The organism is Arcanobacterium hippocoleae (assembly GCF_031456295.1).
Lineage (GTDB): Bacteria > Actinomycetota > Actinomycetes > Actinomycetales > Actinomycetaceae > Arcanobacterium_A > Arcanobacterium_A hippocoleae.
This window is the reverse complement of record NZ_JAVDUJ010000001.1, coordinates 966047-986988: the sequence shown is the minus strand read 5'-3', so window position 1 is coordinate 986988 and position 20942 is coordinate 966047. Positions and strand designations below refer to the sequence as shown.

16 protein-coding genes are annotated in these 20942 nt (G+C 49.8%); 15 read left to right on the top strand and 1 reads right to left on the bottom strand.

Going from position 1 to position 20942, the window contains the following annotated elements; all coding sequences use genetic code 11:
- Position 1 precedes the first annotated feature (1 nt).
- The 15 genes from J2S36_RS04140 (at position 2) to secA (ending at position 19685) form a co-directional block, all read left to right on the top strand.
- Positions 2 to 559 (top strand): NADH-quinone oxidoreductase subunit B, encoded by a 558-nt coding sequence (locus tag J2S36_RS04140; protein ID WP_309955855.1) that lies wholly within the window; start codon positions 2 to 4, stop codon positions 557 to 559.
- Positions 556 to 1269, top strand: coding sequence for an NADH-quinone oxidoreductase subunit C (locus J2S36_RS04135; protein WP_309955853.1), 714 nt, complete (start codon positions 556 to 558; stop codon positions 1267 to 1269). Before J2S36_RS04140 ends, J2S36_RS04135 begins: the two co-directional genes overlap by 4 nt.
- The gene (locus J2S36_RS04130; RefSeq protein WP_309955851.1) at positions 1269 to 2618 is read left to right on the top strand and encodes an NADH-quinone oxidoreductase subunit D; all 1350 of its coding nucleotides are present in this window, start codon (positions 1269 to 1271) and stop codon (positions 2616 to 2618) included. Before J2S36_RS04135 ends, J2S36_RS04130 begins: the two co-directional genes overlap by 1 nt.
- Positions 2618 to 3328 (top strand): NADH-quinone oxidoreductase subunit NuoE, encoded by a 711-nt coding sequence (gene nuoE / locus J2S36_RS04125; protein ID WP_309955849.1) that lies wholly within the window; start codon positions 2618 to 2620, stop codon positions 3326 to 3328. The genes J2S36_RS04130 and nuoE overlap by 1 nt, the downstream gene beginning before the upstream one ends.
- Complete coding sequence (gene nuoF, locus J2S36_RS04120) at positions 3325 to 4668, top strand: NADH-quinone oxidoreductase subunit NuoF (protein ID WP_309955847.1); 1344 nt, start codon at positions 3325 to 3327, stop codon at positions 4666 to 4668. The genes nuoE and nuoF overlap by 4 nt, the downstream gene beginning before the upstream one ends.
- Entirely contained in the window at positions 4665 to 7235 is a 2571-nt protein-coding gene (locus J2S36_RS04115) for an NADH-quinone oxidoreductase subunit G (RefSeq protein ID WP_309955845.1), read from the top strand. Before nuoF ends, J2S36_RS04115 begins: the two co-directional genes overlap by 4 nt.
- Positions 7235 to 8578 carry an NADH-quinone oxidoreductase subunit NuoH gene (gene nuoH / locus J2S36_RS04110; protein ID WP_309955843.1) on the top strand — a complete coding sequence of 448 codons (1344 nt, stop codon included), beginning with the start codon at positions 7235 to 7237 and terminating at the stop codon, positions 8576 to 8578. The genes J2S36_RS04115 and nuoH overlap by 1 nt, the downstream gene beginning before the upstream one ends.
- Positions 8571 to 9281, top strand: coding sequence for an NADH-quinone oxidoreductase subunit NuoI (nuoI, locus tag J2S36_RS04105; protein WP_309955841.1), 711 nt, complete (start codon positions 8571 to 8573; stop codon positions 9279 to 9281). Before nuoH ends, nuoI begins: the two co-directional genes overlap by 8 nt.
- Positions 9281 to 10171 (top strand): NADH-quinone oxidoreductase subunit J, encoded by an 891-nt coding sequence (locus tag J2S36_RS04100; RefSeq protein WP_309955839.1) that lies wholly within the window; start codon positions 9281 to 9283, stop codon positions 10169 to 10171. Before nuoI ends, J2S36_RS04100 begins: the two co-directional genes overlap by 1 nt.
- Positions 10171 to 10470 (top strand): NADH-quinone oxidoreductase subunit NuoK, encoded by a 300-nt coding sequence (gene nuoK, locus J2S36_RS04095; RefSeq protein ID WP_309955837.1) that lies wholly within the window; start codon positions 10171 to 10173, stop codon positions 10468 to 10470. Before J2S36_RS04100 ends, nuoK begins: the two co-directional genes overlap by 1 nt.
- A 17-nt stretch (positions 10471 to 10487) precedes the next feature.
- On the top strand, positions 10488 to 12428 hold the full coding sequence (gene nuoL, locus J2S36_RS04090; RefSeq protein ID WP_309955835.1) for an NADH-quinone oxidoreductase subunit L: 1941 nt from the start codon (positions 10488 to 10490) through the stop codon (positions 12426 to 12428).
- A gap of 20 nt (positions 12429 to 12448) precedes the next feature.
- Positions 12449 to 14005: an NADH-quinone oxidoreductase subunit M gene (locus J2S36_RS04085; protein ID WP_309955833.1), complete on the top strand. Its 1557-nt coding sequence runs from the start codon at positions 12449 to 12451 to the stop codon at positions 14003 to 14005.
- Entirely contained in the window at positions 14002 to 15612 is a 1611-nt protein-coding gene (gene nuoN / locus J2S36_RS04080) for an NADH-quinone oxidoreductase subunit NuoN (protein ID WP_309955831.1), read from the top strand. Before J2S36_RS04085 ends, nuoN begins: the two co-directional genes overlap by 4 nt.
- A 59-nt stretch (positions 15613 to 15671) precedes the next feature.
- A complete protein-coding gene (locus J2S36_RS04075) occupies positions 15672 to 16622 on the top strand; it encodes a polyprenyl synthetase family protein (RefSeq protein WP_374717343.1) in 951 nt (316 codons plus the stop codon).
- Positions 16623 to 16874: 252 nt separating this feature from the next.
- A complete protein-coding gene (gene secA / locus J2S36_RS04070) occupies positions 16875 to 19685 on the top strand; it encodes a preprotein translocase subunit SecA (protein WP_309955827.1) in 2811 nt (936 codons plus the stop codon).
- 189 nt (positions 19686 to 19874) lie between these two features.
- On the opposite strand, the gene J2S36_RS04065 is transcribed toward secA, so the two are convergent.
- Positions 19875 to 20867 (bottom strand): stage II sporulation protein M, encoded by a 993-nt coding sequence (locus J2S36_RS04065; RefSeq protein ID WP_309955825.1) that lies wholly within the window; start codon positions 20865 to 20867, stop codon positions 19875 to 19877.
- Between the last annotated feature and the right edge of the window lie 75 nt (positions 20868 to 20942).

Below are 20942 nucleotides of genomic sequence, written 5' to 3'. Positions count from 1 at the left end.
AATGGGTCTTGAAGAGAAAATTCCGCAAGGTATCGGTCTGACCACGATGGAAGCCGTGCTCGGCTGGGCTCGCGCACGTTCACCTTGGCCAGTCACGATGGGTCTGGCATGCTGTGCAATCGAGATGATGGCTTTTGGTGCCGTCCGCTTTGATGCATCACGCATTGGAATGGAAGTGTTTCGGGCGTCTCCGCGTCACTCCGATTTGATGATCGTATCTGGGCGCGTCAGCCAAAAAATGGCTCCGGTAGTGCGCAATATTTACGATCAGATGGTGGGGCCGAAGTGGGTCATTTCGATGGGTGCGTGTGCATCATCGGGTGGAATGTTCAACAACTATGCGCTGGTGCAGGGGATCGATCATATCGTGCCAGTAGATATTTACTTGCCGGGGTGCCCGCCGCGTCCGGAAATGTTGATCAATGCGGTATTTGAATTACGTAATCAATTGATCGAGAAAGCTCCGCTGGGGCAAGACCGAATTGATATGTGCAAGGCTGCAGAAGCTGCTGCGCTCAAGGCTGAGCCAATCGAATTACAGAAAGGACTCCTCGCATGAGTGAAAATCATGATGATGCGCTGATGCCGCAGTCCAAAGATTATCTGGCTGGCGAGTATCTGGGCACCCGGAAAGGTTTATGGGGTGTCAAACATCTTGCTGATACCACTGGTTTTTCTGAGCAACGCGAAGTAGTGGCGATCTCGCAGCCGGCGGTACGTCCCTTTGGCGGATGGTTTGATACAGCCGTCGATATTATCCTTGAGCTTGCAGCGAAGGATGGTTACACAGAAGCAGACGTGATCGAAAAAGTCACTACTGATCACGGTCAGCTTGTAATTTTTGTGAAACGCGAACGTGTGCTGGATGTTGCGCGTTATCTACGTGACGATCGTGATTTGCGTTTTGAAATGTGTCTGGGCGTATCTGCAGTGCATTATCCGCAAGATCGTGGACGAGAACTACATGCGTATATTCCATTTTTCTCAATTACACACAATCGGATGATCGCATTGGAAGTAGCAATTCCGGAAGCCGATCCGCAGATGCCCTCATTGACTTCGGTATATCCGGGCGATGACTGGCCAGAGCGCGAAGCTTTCGATCTGATGGGTATTATTTTTGACGGGCATCCTGGTCTGGCGCGTTCGGCAATGCCTGATGATTGGGTTGGGCATCCGCAACGGAAAGATTATCCGTTGGGCGGGATTCCAGTTGAATACAAGGGTGCAGTGATTCCGCCACCAGATACGCGGAGGGAGTACAACTAATGGCACAGACAATGCCTCATGCGACGAAAGCTTTCGTCGAAACTGAAACGAATTCGTATCCGGAATTTTCTGCTGCCGGCGGTGATTGGGCGACCCTTGCGAAGGAAGCTGAAGAACTCGGTGAAGATCATATCGTGGTAAATCTGGGGCCAGTGCACCCAGCGACTCACGGTGTCTTGCGTTGCCAAGTTGAGCTTGACGGCGAAAATGTAAAAGAAGTCCGGGCAGCTACTGGTTTCTTGCATACCGGTATCGAAAAAAATATGGAATACCGGACCTGGACGCAAGGTGTTGCTTTCTGCACCCGAATGGATTACGTTGCGCCGATTTTCCAGGAAGTTGCATATTGTCTCGCCGTGGAGAAATTGCTCGGGATCACTGCGCAAATTCCTGCGCGTGCAAGCGCGATCCGGGTGCTGCTGATGGAAATTGGGCGAATCAACTCGCATCTTGTGGCGATTGGTTCAGGCGGTAATGAGCTTGGCGCAACCACAATGCTGACTTTAGCATTCCGCGGGCGTGAAGACTGCCTGCGAATTTATGAGGATATCACTGGTTTACGAATGAATCATGAATTTATTCGGCCCGGCGGTGTACTTGAAGATTTGCCGGAAAACGGTGTGGCATATATCCGTGAGCTACTGCCGAAGATCAAGCGCACACTCGAAGATATGCAGGATTTGACGATGCAAAATCCGATCTTCAAGCTGCGCCACGTGGATGTCGCCGTCTCCCCGCTATCTGCGATGATGGCACTTTCCATGACGGGGCCGTCAGTACGTGCCGCTGGTGTGCCGTGGGATTTACGTAAAACGCAGCCGTATTGCGGCTATGAGAAGTATGAATTTGATGTGCCAGTGGCAGATAAAGCCGATGCATACAATCGTGTGCAGGTGCGTTTTGAAGAATGCTATCAGTCATTGCGAATCTGCTATCAAGTACTTGACGAGCTTGAGCGCACCGTTGGGGAACCAGTGATGGTAGCGGATAAAAAGATTGCCTGGCCGGCACAGCTTTCGCTGAGTTCTGATGGGCAAGGGCAGGCTTTAGAGCATGTACAAGAGATCATGACCGAATCAATGGAGTCTTTGATCCACCATTTCAAACTGGTGACCGAAGGTTTCCGGGTACCGGCTGGGCAGGTGTTCCAAATGATTGAACACCCGAAGGGAGTGTTCGGTGTGCATTTGGTCAGTGACGGCGGCACTCGCCCATACCGTGCTCATTTCCGCGATCCGGGATTTAATAACCTGCAATCGTTGAGCATGATGGCTGAAGGCGGAATGCTCGCGGATATGATCATTGCTTTGGCGATGATCGATCCAGTTATGGGAGGGGTTGATCGTTAATGGCACTGGAAAATACTTATGCTCCAGAGGTGGAAGCACAAATACGGGAAGATGCTGCGAAAGTACTTGCGCGGTATCCACAATCTCGCTCTGCGATCATGCCATTGTTGCACTTGATCCAGTCGGTCGATGGTTTTTGTTCACCGCGCGGAATCGTGCTGGTAGCAGAGATCCTCGGGCTGACCCGGGCGCAAGTTTCAGCTGTCGCCACTTTCTATTCACAGTATCGCCGTCATCCTAATGGCGAATACAATGTTGGCGTATGCACCAATGCATTGTGTGCAGTAATGGGCGGCGATATCATCTGGGACGAACTTACCGAATATGTTGGCGTAGGTTCAGATGAGACGACTGCTGATGGAAAGATTACACTTGAGCGTCTCGAATGTAATGCTGGTTGTGATTATGCGCCCGTGGTAATGGTGAATTGGGAATTTTTTGATAACCAGACTCCAGAATCAGCAAAGCAAATAGTTGACGATATTCGCGCAGGAAAAGATCTGCATCCAACTCGTGGCCCGGAGAAAGTACATACGTTCAAGGAGATCGAACGTGTGCTTGCCGGTTTTGAAGACGGTCACGTAGATGAGGGCGTCGGAGCAGGTGAAGCGTCTTTACGCGGCTTGCAAATTGCCCGTGCACAAGGTTGGACAGCACCACAGCCGATGGCTGATGGTGCAGAGAATGGAACGGAAGGTGGCGCAAAGTGACTACTTTCTCCAAGCCAGGGCTGCTCTCTCCCGTACTTACCAACACTTGGGATCAGCCAAAATCCTGGAAGCTTGAAACTTATCAAGCAAATGGAGGATACCAGGCGTTGACGAAAGCCTGGCAGTTGAAGTCTGCTGATGAATCAGCGATCACGAATCTGATCAAAGAATCAGGTTTGCGTGGGCGCGGCGGCGCTGGCTTCCCCACTGGTCTGAAATGGTCGTTTCTGCCAGCTCCAGACGGCGGACAACGATACCTGGTGGTGAATGCTGACGAATCTGAGCCAGGAACTTGTAAGGATATTCCGTTCTTGATGGCGAACCCACACCTGTTGGTTGAAGGCATGGCAATTTGTATGCTCGCAATCGGCGGAAATCATGGATTTATTTATTTGCGTGGCGAAGTAGTGCATGTATATCGACGGCTGTTAGCTGCAGTGCGTGAGGCTCGTGAGGCTGGGATGCTGGGCAAAGGTCTTGGACCAAATGGTGATTATGATCTTGACATCACCGTGCACGCCGGTGCCGGCGCATATATTTGTGGTGAAGAAACAGCATTGCTTGATTCGCTTGAAGGATATCGTGGGCAGCCGCGATTAAAGCCACCGTTCCCTGCCGTAGAAGGCTTATATGCCCGTCCAACCGTTGTAAATAACGTCGAATCGATTGCTTCGATCCCGGGAATTATCAATCACGGTGCGCAGTGGTTTACCGCAATGGGTGCAGATACGAAAAATTCTCGCGGGCATGGAATTTTCTCAATCTCGGGGCATGTGCAAAATCCGGGGCAATATGAAGCTCCATTTGGGATCACAATGCGTCAGTTACTTGAGCTAGCTGGCGGGATTCGTACTGGGCATGAATTAAAATTCTTCGTGGTTGGCGGATCTTCCGTACCACTATGGACTCCAGCGCATTTGGATATTCCGCTCGGTTATGAGGAAGTAATGGAAGGTGGTTCAATGCTTGCTACCCGTGCGATCCAGATTTTTGATGAGACGGTTTCTGTAGTGCGGGTGATTTCGCGATGGATTGATTTCTATCAGCATGAATCGTGTGGAAAATGTACTCCCTGCCGTGAAGGTACTTTCTGGATGCGTCAGATCATGCACCGGCTGGAAGCTGGTCAAGGGCAGCCAGGCGATATTGAGCGCTTGCAGGAAATTGCCGGAAATATTGCCGGACGGTCTTTCTGCGCACTTGGTGATGCAGCATCCACTCCAGTGCGTTCTGGAATCGAGAATTTCCGTGAAGAATTTGAACTTGGCTACCATACGCCAGCTGCTGAACTCTTCCCGATTGGCAAGTCTGCGGTTTTCAATAAAGTAGGTGCGAAATGACGGCGACGCCAGTACAAGATTTGATTACGATAAAAGTTGATGGCAAAGAGGTGAGCGTCCCAAAGGGTACGTTGATCATCCGCGCAGCGGAAAAAGCCGGGGTACACATCCCACGTTTTTGTGATCATCCATTGCTGAAGCCTGCGGCAGCGTGCCGTCAGTGCCTAGTAGAAGTGGCAAGCCCGAATCGTGAAGGCGTGGTGGCAAAAATGCCGAAACCACAGCCTGCATGTGCGGTTACCGTCTCTCCGCAAATGGAAGTGTACACTGGAGCTACTTCAGAGGTCGCAAAACAGGCGCAGCAGGGAATCATGGAATTCCTGCTGATCAACCATCCGATGGATTGCCCGGTCTGCGATAAGGGCGGTGAATGCCCGCTGCAAAATCAGGCGATGACGGATGGGCGAGCGAAGTCGCGGTTCATTGATATTAAACGCACCTATCCGAAGCCAATTTCGGTTTCGGCGCAAATTTTGCTTGATCGTGATCGTTGTATTCTCTGCCAGCGTTGTACACGTTTCTCCACACAAATTGCGGGGGATGCCTTTATCCAGTTGCAAGGCCGTGGCGGCGGTACTCCGGGAAATGAAGTGCACGCTTTACATGGCTCGCAAATTGGTAACTTTGATGCAGGGACACTTGATTTTTCTGCGGCTGATGGTACGCATCTGGCAAAAGCAGCTAGTGATTATGTTGGCGCGAATGGGATGGCTGGAATGAGGGTCGGTTTTGCGGCCGGGCCAGTTGGAAATGCGGAAGCTGATGTTGAAGGAAAGCCTTTTGCTTCCTATTTCTCGGGTAATGTAATCCAGATATGCCCAGTTGGTGCTTTGACTTCGGCATCCTACCGTTTCCGCGCTCGCCCATTCGATTTGGTATCGGTGCCGTCAGTGACGGAGCATGATGCTTCGGGCGCTGCGATCCGTGTAGATTATCGCCGTGGCACGGTAGTGCGGCGCCTGGCAGCCGAAGATGCGGCAGTAAACGAAGACTGGATCACTGATAAAGATCGTTTTGCTTTCCGCTGGCAAAATGGCGCGGATCGTTTGCAGTATCCACGGGTTGAGCAGCGGGCAGATGTCTCGTGGTTTGCTGCGATTGAAGCTGCAGCCGCAGGTTTACGTAAGGCAAAGCACGTTGGTGTGATCACCGGCGGACGGCTCACACTCGAAGATGCGTACGCGTACGCGAAGTTTGCGCGAGTTGTTTTGGGTACGAATAATGTTGATTTCCGTACCGATGTAGCATCTGTGGAAGAGGCACAATTCCTTGCCGCACAGGTTGCTGGGCAAGATCTTGGTGTGACCTATGCTGATGTGGAAAAAGCCGGGCACGTATTGCTGATTGGCTTAGAAGCGGAAGACGAATGTGGCACACTGTTCTTGCGTTTGCGGAAAGGCGCACTGGCAAAGACGACCTCACTCAGTGTGATTTCGGCGTATGAAACGCTTGGCACTACGAAAATGTTTGCCCGCTTTGTGCCGGCTGTACCTGGTGCAGAAGCGGATCTGCTTGCGGCGATTGATGCGGATGCGGCAGGTGTGAACGGCGAAATTTATGCTGATTTATGTCAGCCAGGTGCCGTTATCTTGGTGGGTGAGCGGGCTGCTGATACGCCAGGGGCACTCTCAAAGGCAATCGAACTCGCACAGCGTACTGGTGCGAAACTTGCGTGGGTACCACGCCGTGCAGGAGCGCGCGGAAGTGTAGATGCAGGTTTACTACCGGCACTTTTACCTGGTGGACGGCTAGTTGCAGATCCGCAGGCGTGTGTTGATGTAGCTGCCGTGTGGGGTGTTGATGCATTGCCGACGGAAGCTGGTTTAGATACACAGCAGATGCTTGATGCAGCCGCGGCGGGTGAGCTTGATGCGCTCATTTTGGCAGGCGTAGAGCTTGCAGATCTTCCAGCGAACGCTCCGCAGGCACTGGAAAAGGCGTTTGTAGTACAGCTTGAAGTACGTGAAACCGCAGTTGCCGCATACGCTAATGTGCTTTTGCCGGTAGCTCCGACTGCTGAAAAAGGCGGCACTTTTGTGAATTGGGAGGGCCGTCTGCGTCCCTTTGGGCAAGTGCTTACTTCAACACAATTACCAGACCGGCGTGTACTCAATGATTTGGCGCATGAACTCGGCGTTGAGCTGGGGCTGGATTCCTTGCAAGCAGCAGTAAATGAGTATGCGCAGTTGCGTACATGGGAAGGGCAGCGCGCAGATGTACCGCAAGTTCCTGCACAAGCGCCGCGGGAAGTTATGCCTGAAGATGTGGTTCTAGCTACTTGGCGGCAAATGCTTGACGGAGGAGCGTTGCAATCGCATGAGCCGTTCCTTGCAAGTACAGCGCGCAAAGCAGTAGCCGTAATGGATCAGCAAACTGCACAGGCGCATCATATTGGGCAGCGGGTAAAAGTTACCGGACCAGCTGGATCTCTTGAATTTCCGGTAGCGCTGCAGCCGATGCCAGTAGGGGTAGTTTGGTTGCCAGAAAATGCGGTTGGTTTAGCGCTGGCACAGATCGGCTTGAAAGCCGGAGATGCAATGCAAATCGCGAATGCGGAGGTGGCATAGTGAACGATGCAGCAGTGAATATGGTTGCTGATTTCTCCCAAGATACTTGGTGGATTTGGGTCATTAAAGCCGTTTTTATTGTGGTGTTTCTGATTTTCTCAGTGATTTTTGCGCTCTGGTTTGAACGCCGTTTGCTTGCGCGAATGCAAAATCGTGTTGGCCCCAATACGGTTGGTCCTTTCGGTTTATTGCAGTCTTTCCCTGACGCAGTGAAACTGCTCTTTAAGGAAGATTTCAATCTCAAAGGTGCAGATCACTTTGTCTATTTCTTTGCCCCAGCGCTTTCAGCACTTTGTGCTTTTACTGTGATGGCAGTGATCCCAATGGGGCCGTCGGTAAATCTTTTCGGGTACACCACTCCATTGCAACTTACCGATTCGCCAGTGGCGATGCTGTTTATTTTGGCAGTCGCAGCACTTGGCGAATATGGTTTGGTGCTTGGCGGATGGTCAGCTAAGTCGACCTTGCCGCTTTATGGTTCAGTGCGGTCAGCTACCCAGATGATTTCTTACGAGTTAGCACAAGGTCTTTCGCTCGTCACGATTTTTATTTTGAATCAGACGATGGCTACTTCTGGGATCGTTTCCGGGCAGCAGGCAATTTGGAATATCTTCCTGGTAATGCCAGCATTCTTGGTTTATCTCGTTACAATGTTTGGCGAAACGAACCGTCTGCCATTCGATCTTCCCGAAGCAGAAGGTGAAATTGTGGCTGGCCCGCATGTTGAATATTCTTCAATGAAATTTGGCTGGTATTACCTTTCTGAATACGTGAATATGTTGAATATGTCGATGATTGCGACCACACTCTTCCTGGGCGGTTGGCGTGCAGATCCGATTACCGGCTGGATTTTCAGCTTATGGGGTGGGGATCCGAACCTGGGCTGGTGGCCAATGCTTTGGTTCCTTGGAAAGACTTGGACTTTCATGGCGCTGTTCATTTGGGTGCGCGGTACGCTGCTTCGCTTCCGATATGATCAGTTTATGCATTTGGGTTGGAAAGGTTTGATTCCAGCTGCGCTAATCTGGCTCTTTATTGTAATTGCTGTGATTGGGATTGATATGGTCTATCCAATCAACACCACAAATGTGCTGTTGATCCTTTCAATCGGTTTCTCAATGATCCTGCTGATTTGGGCAATTGGTGATGATACCGTCAAGCCAAGCCAGGCTGAGTTGATTGCGCAACGCGGGCAAGAAGAATTTACTGGCTTTGAATATGGCTATCCAGTGCCGCCGCTTCCGGGGCAGCATCTTCCGCCATCGGAGCGAGCTGCGCGAAGATCGATTGAAAACACGAATGATTCTGCAGGTGTGCAAGAATTGGAGGCGAATCATGTCTGAGCAGACGACGCAAAATCAGAGTGTCGATCCAAAGCTCTATCAGCCGCGGAAACGCACAATTCTCGGCAATTTGCTTGCGCCGGTAGCTGGATTTGGAGTCACATTTTCGACACTTTTCAAACCGGTAGTTACAGAGCAGTACCCATTTCAGAAAGTCCCGCCACGCCCGCGTTATCACGGGTTACACCGTTTGAACCGCTATGCTGATGGGCTGGAAAAATGTATCGGTTGTGAACTTTGTGCATGGGCTTGTCCGGCAGACGCAATTTATGTTGAAGCTGGTACGAATACTCCGCAGGCACAGTATTCGCCAGGTGAGCGTTATGGGCGTGTTTACCAGATCAATTATTTACGTTGTATTTTCTGCGGGTATTGTATTCAAGCTTGCCCGACGCGTGCACTCACAATGTCGAATGAGTTTGAAATTGCAGGGCAAACTCGTGAAGGAATGATTTACGAGAAGCATGATCTACTCGTGCCACTGGCAAAGGGGATGCTCCAGCCGCCACATCCAATGGTGGCTAATACTACTGATGCTGATTATTATCGCGGACGAATTACTGGTCCGACGAATGCACAAGTAGCATGGGTAAAAGAGCAGCGCCCGGAAGATGGATCATTAGCGGATGTGGCGATACTTGCTGATGCGCAGGATCGGTCAGAAGATGTACAGCGTGATTCAGCTAATGGGAGGAATGCGTAATGATGCCTCAAATGCAGCCATTAACGATCTCGACGGGAGAGACGATCCTTTTCGCTTGTCTTGCCGTCTCGATGATCCTTGTTGCAATCTTTGGGCTGCTGATCACACGAAAAGCTGTTTATACGATTATTTCAGTGATTTTTGTGATGGTTGGTTTTGCTTTCCTCTACACTATGCTGGAAGCGCCGTTTATGGGCGTAGCGCAAGTGGTTGTGTATACTGGTGCGATTTTGATGATGTTCCTCTTCGTCTTGATGCTGATCGGTGTTGATTCTGCCGATGCCGGCCACGAGCTGCTCAAATCACAGAAAGTTGTTGCTGGTATTGGCATGGTTGGGATCCTGGCGGTGATTGGCGCAGTGTTGATTGAACTTGGGCACAGTAGCGCAGCCGGACTGGAACTGGCAAATGGTGAATCGAATCCGGTTGCTGTCGCAAAACTGATTTTTTCAAACTATGTACTTACGCTTGAACTTACTGGTACTTTGTTGATCGTTGCCGCGCTTGGTGCAATGACCCTCACGCATCGTGACAAAATGGGGAAACGCAGTACTCAGGAGAAGCTGGCAGTGGAAAAAATGTTGGCTTTTACAAATCGGAATGTACACCCTGGTGCAAAGCCGAATCCTGGTGTTTATGCAGAGTCTAATTCGTCAGCAAATCCGTCGCTCACAGCGCATGGTGAACCGCTCGATAATTCGGTGAACCGCGTCTTGAAAGTGCGTGGGCAAGCACGGCGGGTAGCGGAGATCTCGCCGATTACGGTACAGCGAATCACGGCTGGTGCGGCCGTATCTGGACCAGAAACATATGGAAAAGTTGGTCGTGCGCAAGTGCCAGGGATGCCAGGCGAGACGGCACCTGATTATGAAGCAGCTAAGGAGAAGTAATGGACTTAATGTATTACATCGGATTGGCGCTTGTACTTTTCGTAATTGGTGGGGCGACGGTACTCACCCGGCGAAATGGTGTGATTGCCCTGCTGGGTGTGGAAATTATGCTCAATTCCTGCAATCTGGCGTTGATTACTTTTTCGCGTATGTGGGGAAACTTGCACGGGCAAGTATTTTCTTTCTTTGTCATGGTCGTAGCAGCTGCGGAAGTAGTAGTAGGCCTCGCAATTATCGTAACTATTTTCCAAAATCGCAGGTCAACATCACTTGATGGTGTGAACCTGATGAAGAACTAGGAAGCAGGTGTAGTCTATTGCTTTCCACACTTCTTACTTCTGCCAATGCGGCTCCTGCCGGTGGTGCGGCAGCATTAATCTGGCTTGCAGTGGCTGTGCCTTTGCTCAGCTGCGGTGTGCTGTTATTACTTGGTCGGCGTGCCGATAAATGGGGGCATTGGCTTGCAATTGCAGCTGCTGCTTGTTCTTTTGGAATCGGAGCGGCCGCTGCGCTTGAACTGATGTTTTTGGAGCCAGCGAAACGGATCCTTGAAAGTGAATTATTCACGTGGGCTGCTGCACCTGGCTTACAGATAGACTTTGGTACGCGTGTTGATCCGCTATCGATCACTTTCGTATTGCTTGTCACTTTTGTAGGCACATTGATCCACATTTATTCCGTGGCATATATGAGTCATGATCTGGATCGGCGGAGATTTTTTGCTTATCTGAATCTTTTCGTTGCTGCAATGCTGCTGCTCGTGCTGGGAAATTCTTATCTGGTACTCTTTTTCGGCTGGGAAGGCGTTGGTTTAGCGTCCTATCTGTTGATTTCATTCTGGAATTTCGTACCTGAATATGCTGCTGCCGGGAAGAAAGCTTTTGTGATGAATCGCGTAGGCGATTTGGGAATGCTGATTGCAATGATGGCAATGGTGGGTGCTTGGGGGTCAGTGAAATTCACTGACGTGAATGCGGGTGTAGCTGCGCAAAATTCGCAAGGTTTACTTACTTTTATTGGATTCTTTTTGCTGCTTGCTGCATGTGGTAAGTCTGCACAATTCCCGCTGCAAGCCTGGCTTGGAGATGCAATGGCTGGCCCGACTCCCGTATCTGCACTGATTCACGCGGCAACGATGGTTACTGCAGGTGTTTACCTGATGGTGCGTTCTAGTGCAGTGTATGCTGCTGCTCCGGTTGCGGCTCTGGCAGTAGCAATTATTGGTGCGATCACGCTTACTTTTGGTGCGATTGTGGGTGCTGCCAAGGATGATATGAAGAAAGTGCTTGCAGCTTCGACGATGTCACAGATCGGTTATATGATGCTCGCTGCTGGTCTAGGGCCGGTTGGCGCTGGATTTGCGATTTTCCATCTCGTTACGCATGGTTTCTTCAAAGCAAATATGTTCCTCGGGGCAGGGGCAGTCATGCATGCAATGGGTGACGAAGTAAATATGCGCGGTTTTGGCGCTCTCAGCAAGAAAATGAAGATCACTTGTGGCACGTTCATGGCTGGTTATCTGGCAATTATCGGTTTCCCATTCCTATCCGGATATTTTTCGAAAGATAAGATCATTGAGGTCGCATTTACAGGATCAGGTGTGCAGCCTTGGATCTTTGGCTCGCTTACCGTTTTTGTTGCTGGGCTTACCGCTTTCTACATGTCGCGCATGGTATTTATGATTTTCTTCGGTACAGCCCGTTGGGATCATGATGGAGTTGGTGCAAAACATCCGCATGATCCATCCCCATTCATGTGGATTCCAATGGTGTTGCTTGCACTCGGATCGTTGGTATTGGGTGCAGTGATGAATTATGGTGGATTCTTAACGTGGCTCGAACCAGTGATTGGTCATGCTGAGCATCCGCATCCGGTGCTTCCAGTTCCAGTAATTACCGGTGTTACATTAGCGTTTGTGGTACTTGGAGTTGCGCTTGCAGGGAAAATGTATTTAGCTCAGCCGATTCCAAAGGCTGCGCCGATTGGTTCGGCTCTTACCCGCGCAGCTCGGCAAGATTTGTACCAGGATTTGTGTAATGAAGCTTTCGTGGTGCATCCAACGATGAATCTTGCACATGGCACAGTGCTGGTAGATAAATATGTTGTTGATGGAGCCGTCGAAAGTACTGGAAAACTCTTGCCGGCACTGGGCAAGATCGTCGGTAGCATGCAAAATGGTTATGTTCGTTCCTATGCTGGGTATATGATTCTCGGCGTAGTGATTGCTTTGATTGCTGCAGTGGCAGTGACCTTATAAAGACGGAAGGATAGTTCAAAATGCAATCTGCAACGCCAGCCCTCCCGTGGCTGTCAATCCTCATTCTCCTTCCGCTCTTGGGAGCGCTGATTATTGCCTTAGTCAAGCCGTTTGCGAAAACTGCGAAATTGATTGCCTTAGTCTGCTCAATACTTGTTTTTGCAGTTTTTAGTGCGGTGATTTTTGGATCTTTCAATTTTGCTGATCCAGGCAGTGTGCAGCTGATTGAAAAATATGCATGGATTCCGCAAATCGGCGCTTCGCTTGCTTGGGGTGTAAATGGTATGGGGCTAGTGATGATTGCCCTTGCCACATTCCTCGTGCCGTTAGTGATCGGAGCTTCGTGGAATGATCTTGATAAAGCTCAGGAACGCGGTTACTTTGCGTGGATCCTTGCACTGGAATCGATTATGATTGCGCTCTTTGCGGCGCGTGATATATTCCTCTTCTACATTCTTTTTGAGGCAATGATCGTGCCAATGTATTTCTTAATTGGAAATTACGGTGGAAAAGAGCGGAAGCATGCAGCAATGAAATTCCTGCTTTATTCGCTCTTCGGCGGGCTGATCATGCTTTTGGGAGTGATCGCAATTTTCTTAGAAGGTCCTGGTGGACCTGGCGGATATCATCTTGAGATCTTGATCGACGGATTGAATTTGCCTGCGCAAACACAACTCTGGATTTTTGTGGCTTTCTTTATTGCTTTTGCAATCAAAGCTCCAATGTGGCCAGTACATACATGGTTGCCTGATACGACTGCACAAGCAACTGCTGGAACCTCGACGCTGCTTGTTGGAGTGCTCGATAAGCTCGGAACCTATGGGATGATCGCGATTTGTCTGCCACTTTTCCCGGCAGCGGCAAAGCAGGCAGCGCCAATAATTATTGCACTTGCGATTATTTCGATCCTGTGGGGAGCGCTGATGGCGATTGGATCTGATAATCTGTACCGCCTAGTGGCATACACTTCGGTTTCCCACTTTGGTTTCATTGTGTTGGGGATCTTCTCGGGTTCAGCACTGGCAATAACGGGTGCGATTCTATACATGGTTGCACATGGTGTCGGTACTGCTGGTTTGTTCTTGATTGTGCGGTTCCTGGAGCTACGCGGTGGTTCTCCCGCGATTTCAGCTTATGGCGGTTGGCAACGCGTTACTCCTGTGCTTGCAGGTATTTTCCTCGTAGTTGGGCTGGCTACGATTGCTTTACCGGGGCTTTCGGGATTCGTACCGGAATATCTGGTGTTGATGGGGACTTATGCAGTTGCTCCCGTCCCAGCGATTTTTGCGGTGATCGGTGTAGTGCTTGCTGCCGTCTATATTCTTCTGCCATACCAGCGGATTTTTACCGGCGCGCAGCCGCAGCAGCAAGTCTCTGATCTGAATTTACGAGAGAAAACGGTGATGGGGATATTAATTGCGGCAATGCTAATGCTCGGTTTTTATCCGCAGCCAGTGATCACCGTAATCGATCCGGTTGCTGCGCAAACTGCAAGTGTTTTTTCGATGAACCCTGGTGCAGTGCAGGAAGATCCTGCTCTTGAGACACCAGAATCGAGTGAGGGAGCAAATAAGTGAATCTGACTCAAATTATTTGGGGGCCGCTCGTCCCACTCCTGGTCGTTTTTTCAGGAGCGGTGCTTGCCACCATTTTTGAAGCTTTTATTCCACGGAAATTCCGTCGCTCATGGCAGGTAGGATTTTCAATCCTGGTATTGTTGAGCGCATTCATTAGTTTGATTTGGCGTTGGAGTGTTACGCAGAGTGAAGCAGGAATCAATACTACGCCGCTTGCGATCGTGCAGACTATGGGGAAAACGCCCACTGGTATTTCCTTCGTTGAGGATGCATTCACGCTGCTTGGGCAAGCAATTATTGTGCTTGCCGCGTTCCTCTCAGTAATCGTTATTGCAGATCGAAGTGAAATGCGCGAAGGTGCCTTTGCCGCTTCAGCAGCGACTACACCTGGATCACGGCAAGAGCATACATATACTGTCGCACGCTACGAGCAGAGTGAGATTTTCCCACTCACGCTTTTTGCTACCGGCGGTATGATGGCCTTTGTCTCCGCATTTGATTTACTTTCTTTGTTCATTGCGCTGGAAGTACTATCACTGCCGTTATACGTCCTGTGCGCCACAGCGCGTCGTCGGCGGCTTCTTTCGCAGGAAGCAGCATTGAAATACTTCCTGCTTGGTGCATTTTCGTCAGCAATTTATTTGATGGGTGCAGCATTCGTGTATGGCGCAACGGGCGCGATCGGTTTTTCCGAAATTGTGACCGTGGCACTCACCCCTGGAATTGCTACACAACTATTAACTATCGGTGCAGTACTGGTCACGATTGGATTATTGTTTAAGGTTGGTGCAGCTCCATTCCACGCTTGGACTCCAGATGTTTATCAAGGTGCACCAACGCCAATTACTGGTTTTATGGCGGCAGGCACGAAGGCTGCTGCTTTCCTCGCTTTGATTCGCGTATACGTTTATATTGCCGGTGGAGTAGCAGCAAATCTGCAGGTGTTCATGCTGATCGTGATCGTGGCAACGATTGTGATTGGTACTGTCGGCGGCTTGATCCAACAAAATATCAAGCGGCTTTTGGCATATTCGTCGATTGCACATGCTGGATTTGTGCTGATTGCCTTTAGCGTTATTCAGCTCACCACGATGACTCCAGAGACGTACGTAGTAACGGTATCTGCAGTAATTTTCTATCTCCTGGCTTATGCGATTGCCACAATTGGTGCATTCGCAATTGTGACTTTGTTGCGTGAGAAAGATCAGAATGGAAATATTCTTGGTGAAGCTACGAATTTGCAAAGTTGGGCAGGACTTGCAAAGCGCAGTCCGTTGCTTGCATTTTCGATGACGATCTTCTTGTTCTCCTTTGCCGGTATTCCATTGACTGCTGGATTCATCGGAAAATTTGAAGTATTCCGGGCAGGTATCATGGGCGGATCAGCTTGGCTAGTAGTACTTGCAGTGCTCGCTTCAGCAGCAACCGCATTTTTCTACTTCCGGATCGTGCAGTTAATGTTCTTCAATGAGCCAGCTGCAGGGGCAGCAGCGATCAAATCAGAGGGCTTTACGATCTGCGCGATTGTAATTTGTCTGATTTTAGTGTTGCTCTTGGGGATCTTCCCGAATTCAATACTGACATTAATCCAAGGATCATTTGCGTGAATATAGTAGAGACGGTATTCCCCGAAGATCAGGAGCTTGCAGCAAAAATTACTGCGCAGATGGAAAAGGTAGAAACTCAACTTGCCTCGGTACTGCGCGGGAGTGATGCATTTACTGATGAAGTTACACAGCATCTGGCATTAGCTGGTGGTAAGCGTCTACGTCCATTGCTTTGTTTTATGGCTGCACAGCTTGGCCCTGAACCGGAAAATGAGCGTGTGCTTGATGCTGCATTATCAGTGGAGCTAACGCATCTTGCATCCTTGTATCACGACGATGTGATGGACGAAGCTCCGATGCGTCGGGGTGTGCCTACTGCGCAGCGGCTTTATGGAAATTCGGCTGCGATCATGGCCGGTGACGTACTTTTTTCGCGTGCTTCAGCTACGATTTTGCGAGTTGGGTTAGCTGCCGTGCAAGCACATGTAGCAGCCTTCGAGCGCTTGTGCATTGGTCAATTACGCGAAACGGCGGGGCCAAAATCCGGAGCCGATCCGATTGCGCATTATCTCGATGTGCTTTCTGGGAAAACGGGTTCACTGATTGCTTTGGCTGCGCGCCACGGTGTGTGCGCTGCTGCTGGAGATCTCCAGCTTGCTGCTGATTTGGCAGAGTATGGGGAGCGGATCGGGGTAGCCTTCCAGCTTGCTGATGATGTGATTGATCTGAGCGAAGACGGTTTTGTCACTGGAAAAACGCCAGGCACTGATTTGCTTGAGAACGTTGATACGATGCCGACGTTATTGCTCAAGAAAGCCGCGCAAGCAGGAACTTTAGACACTGCTGGGCAAGAGATCCTCCGGCTGTTGGAAAGCGGTGAAATCGCTGCAGACGACAATTTACAGCGTGCTTTAGCAATGTTGCGCGAGCATGAAGTAGTAGCACAGACTAAAGAGCTTGCCGCAAAGTGGGCAGCGGATGCTTTGAGTTATTTGCAGCGCGTACCTGATGGCAGTGTCAAAGATGCTTTTGTTGGTTTTGCCCATGCGATGGTATATCGCATGGCATGAAAGTATGCGTGAGACGAGATAATCAGCGAATCTGACCCTGTCCAAAAATAGCCCGCGCAGCAAAAGGGCTTGCAATTTTTGCGTCGGCGTTCACTGCTGGGCGAAGGAATTCAAGATTCGCCCTTGAATGCCTTAGAATTAGCCAGAAGTCTGAAAATTTCGGATTGTATCTGGCGCTGATTTGCGTATATCGATGGTATGCCGATAGCGGTTTATGAATGATATTTTCCCGAAAATCTCCAAGGAGCAAATGTGCGGAACATATTAAATAAGATTCTTCGTGCTGGTGAAGGTCGGACGCTGAAAAAATTGCAGCGGATCACGGAACAGGTAAATCTGCTTGAACCAGAAATGCAGCAGCTGAGTGATGAAGAATTGCGTGGACTCACCGATGAATTCCGCAAGCGTTATGTAGCTGGTGAATCTTTGGATGATTTGCTTCCAGAGGCGTTTGCTGCTGTGCGTGAAGCATCTTGGCGCACGCTCGGGCAACGCCACTATGATGTGCAGATCATGGGTGGCGCCGCATTACACTTAGGCAATATCGCCGAAATGAAGACGGGTGAAGGAAAGACTCTCGTCGCTACTCTTGCGGCCTATTTGAATGCGATTCCAGGGCGCGGTGTGCACGTGGTGACGGTCAATGATTATCTTGCGTCATACCAGTCTGAGCTGATGGGGCGGGTATATCGTTTCCTCGGCATGACCACCGGCTGTATTACGGACGGGCTTTCATCGGAGCAGCGCCGTCACGAGTATGCTTGCGATATCACTTATGGCACAAATAATCAGTTCGGCTTTGATTATCTGCGCGATAACATGGCTACAGACGTTTCCGGCTTAGTGCAGCGTGAATATTATTTTGCAATCGTCGATGAGGTTGATTCAATCCTGATCGACGAAGCGCGGACACCATTGATTATTTCCGGTCCAGCTGAAGGAGATGCGACAAAGTGGTATCACGCTTTTTCGGAAGCAGTTTTGGAAATGAAGCGCGATATCGACTACGAAGTTGATGAAAAGAAGCGCACCGTGGGCGTGCTTGCGCCAGGGATCGACAAAATCGAAGACTACCTCGGTATCGATAATTTATACGAATCCGTAAATACTCCACTGATCGGGTATTTGAACAATGCGCTCAAAGCAAAGGAACTTTTCGCCCGCGATAAGGATTATATCGTTGCTGATGGTGAAGTGCTGATCGTTGATGAGCATACTGGGCGGGTGCTGCCTGGCCGTCGCTACAACGAAGGCATGCATCAGGCAATTGAAGCTAAAGAGCATGTGGAAGTGCAGGCAGAGAATCAAACTTTGGCTACGATCACGCTGCAGAACTATTTTAGAATGTACGATAAACTCTCTGGCATGACGGGTACAGCTGAAACAGAAGCTGAAGAATTTGCCTCAACATACAATATTGGCGTAATTCCGATCCCGACAAATCGACCAATGGTGCGGATTGATCAAACCGATCTGGTGTACCCTACAGATGCAGGAAAATTCCGGGCGATCGTGGCAGATATTAAGGAACGCCACGCGAAAGGGCAACCAGTTTTAGTTGGTACGGCTTCAGTGGAAAATTCTGAGCGCTTATCAGCGATGCTCAGAAAAGCGCATGTGCCGCATGAGGTTTTGAATGCGAAACACCACGAATCAGAAGCGTCAATCGTGGCGATGGCTGGTCGAAAGGGTGCAGTTACAGTCGCTACGAATATGGCTGGGCGTGGTACGGATATCATGCTTGGTGGTAATGCAGAGCATATCGCACTGGCGTTGATGCAAAAGCTCGGGCTTGATCCTGAAGAAAATTCTGCGGAATATGAGGCCCGCTGGCCAGAGGTGCTGGAGCAGGCGAAAGCTACAGTGAAGGCTGAGCACGATGAGGTAACCGAGCTGGGTGGGCTTTATGTGCTTGGTTCAGAGCGGCACGAATCACGGCGTATCGATAATCAGTTGCGCGGGCGCTCCGGCCGTCAGGGCGATCCTGGAGAATCGCGGTTCTATCTTTCGCTTGACGATGATTTGCTTCGGTTATTTGCGAATAATCGTGCGATTCAACCATTTCGGAATGGGCCGGAAGATGAAGTGCTTGATTTTAAGCTCCTTTCAAAGGTGATCCAGCGTGCACAGACAGCAATCGAGGCACGTAACGCAGAAATGCGGAAGAACGTTTTGAAATACGACGATGTGATGAATGAACAGCGAACCGTGGTTTATGAAGAGCGTCGGCGGATTCTCGATGGCGAAGATCTTGCAGCACAAATTCAATCTTTCGTTGATTTTACAGTTGAAGATGTAGTGCGCTCAGAGACGGCAGGCAGCCCTGAAGAATGGGATTTGGATGCATTGTGGACGGCGATCCGCGGATACTATGCACCGTCATTCTCGGCTGCGGAATTACTCGCTGCACAGGGTGGGATACAACGAAATCTTGATCGCGGAGAAGTCTTGCGAGAATTGTGTATGGATGCACATGAGATTTACGCAGACCGCGAAGAGGAGCTCGGCGAAGAGACGATGCGTAATGTCGAGCGTCAGGTGCTGCTAAACGTATTGGATCGAAAGTGGCGTGAGCATCTGTATGAGATGGATTATTTGAAGGAAGGCATCGGTCTGCGTGCGATGGCACAGCGAAATCCACTTGTCGAATATAAGCAAGAGGGTTATCAGATGTTCCAATCGATGAATGATGCGATCCGCGCTGAGACGGTACAATTCCTTTTCAATTTTGAACTTCCTTCTGAGCGTGCAGCGCGTCTGGAGCAAGAGGCTGCGGCAGCGAACCAGGCTGCGGCAAATGCGCAGCTACAAGCACAGACACAAGCAGCATTGCAAGCCGGTGCGCCGAGCAAGACCGCAAAAGAAATGGCAAAAGAAATGTTGGGCGTGAAGGAAGAAGATCACAGTGCGCAGATGCATTATTCCTCTGCTGCTGCTGAAGATCCGGCGCGTGGAAAAAAGAATGCTTTTGGAGTGCAAGCATCTGATGCTGACGGCACCAAGCAGCCGATGAACCGTGAGCAGCGGCGAGCAGCACAACGCAATGCGCGCAAAGGCAGGTAAGGAAGCAGCTAAAGATCGCTGATCTGAAGAATCGAAGTAAATCTAAAATTTTTGGGAGGGAAGCAGTCGAAGGCTGCTTCCCTCCCAAAGTTTATCCGTCCATGCAGATAAAAAGTGCAAAGTTGAATTTGCCGCATAAATATAATTGCCGCATAAATCATAAATGTTATGCGAAAAATTTCTTCAGCATCAAGCGTATTCAGTCGTCCAACCGATTGCAGATACACTTTCTTGTTTTGACTCTGAAATCCGTGCCGCTTTTCGTCCGAAATAAAGAAACCAGAAAATTACCGCCAATAATGCGAGTGTGCCAATGATGATCTTAACGGGCCAGAGTAAGGCGGAAGGAGTAACGAAACCTTCGATCACTCCAGAAAGCAGCAGTACGAATACTAGCCCAATTCCCACCATTACAGTATTTCGGCCTTCCTCAGCGAGCGCCTGCGTGCGGGGCATGTTCCGGGGGCGTACCCATGCCCAAAAAAGCCGCAATCCAGCTGCACCAGCAATGAAAATCGCGAAAAGTTCAAGTTGCCCATGCGGTAAAATGAGTTGAAAAAATTCGCTGAGCAAATCTCGTGAGGCAAGCACCGCTCCAGCCTGCCCGACGGAAATAGTATTCGCCCAAAGTACGTACAGCGGATATATTCCCGTCACTCCACTCGCAATACATTGCAAGGCGATCCAAGCGTTATTCGTCCAGACGATTAGTGTGAAATCAGAATTCGGATGCGCAGAGTAGTATGCTTCAAATCCGACTTTTGCGTAATAATCAAGTTGATCTTTTGGTGCAAGATTTTCAATCAACTGCGGATTGAGCAGATAGGTCAAAAGCACAATCGCGAAAAGCATGATGCAGCATAATGTGGTTGTGAAAATCCACCAACGGATTCGGTAAAAGGCGTAGGGGAGAGTAACGAAAAAGAGTTTTTGCAAGGCGCCAAAAACTGATGTTTGCTGTGCTGTAAGCTTTGAACGCGCCCGGCCAAGAATCGCCGAAAGATGCATGATCAACTCTGGATCAGGAGCATTAGCACGCAAAAATGCTAAATCAGCAGCTGTACGCTGATAAAGCTGAAAAAACTCATCTGCTTCCGCGCCCGAAAGTCTGCCTTTTTTCGCAAGTACTTCCAGACGTTTCCAGATCTGCTGCCGTGATTTTGCATATGCTAAAGAATCCACGCTTTAACTTTGCCATATTTTCCTTGCCGGTGTACAAAATATCGCAAGCTAAGAATCTTTGTGAGGAGTTCACTG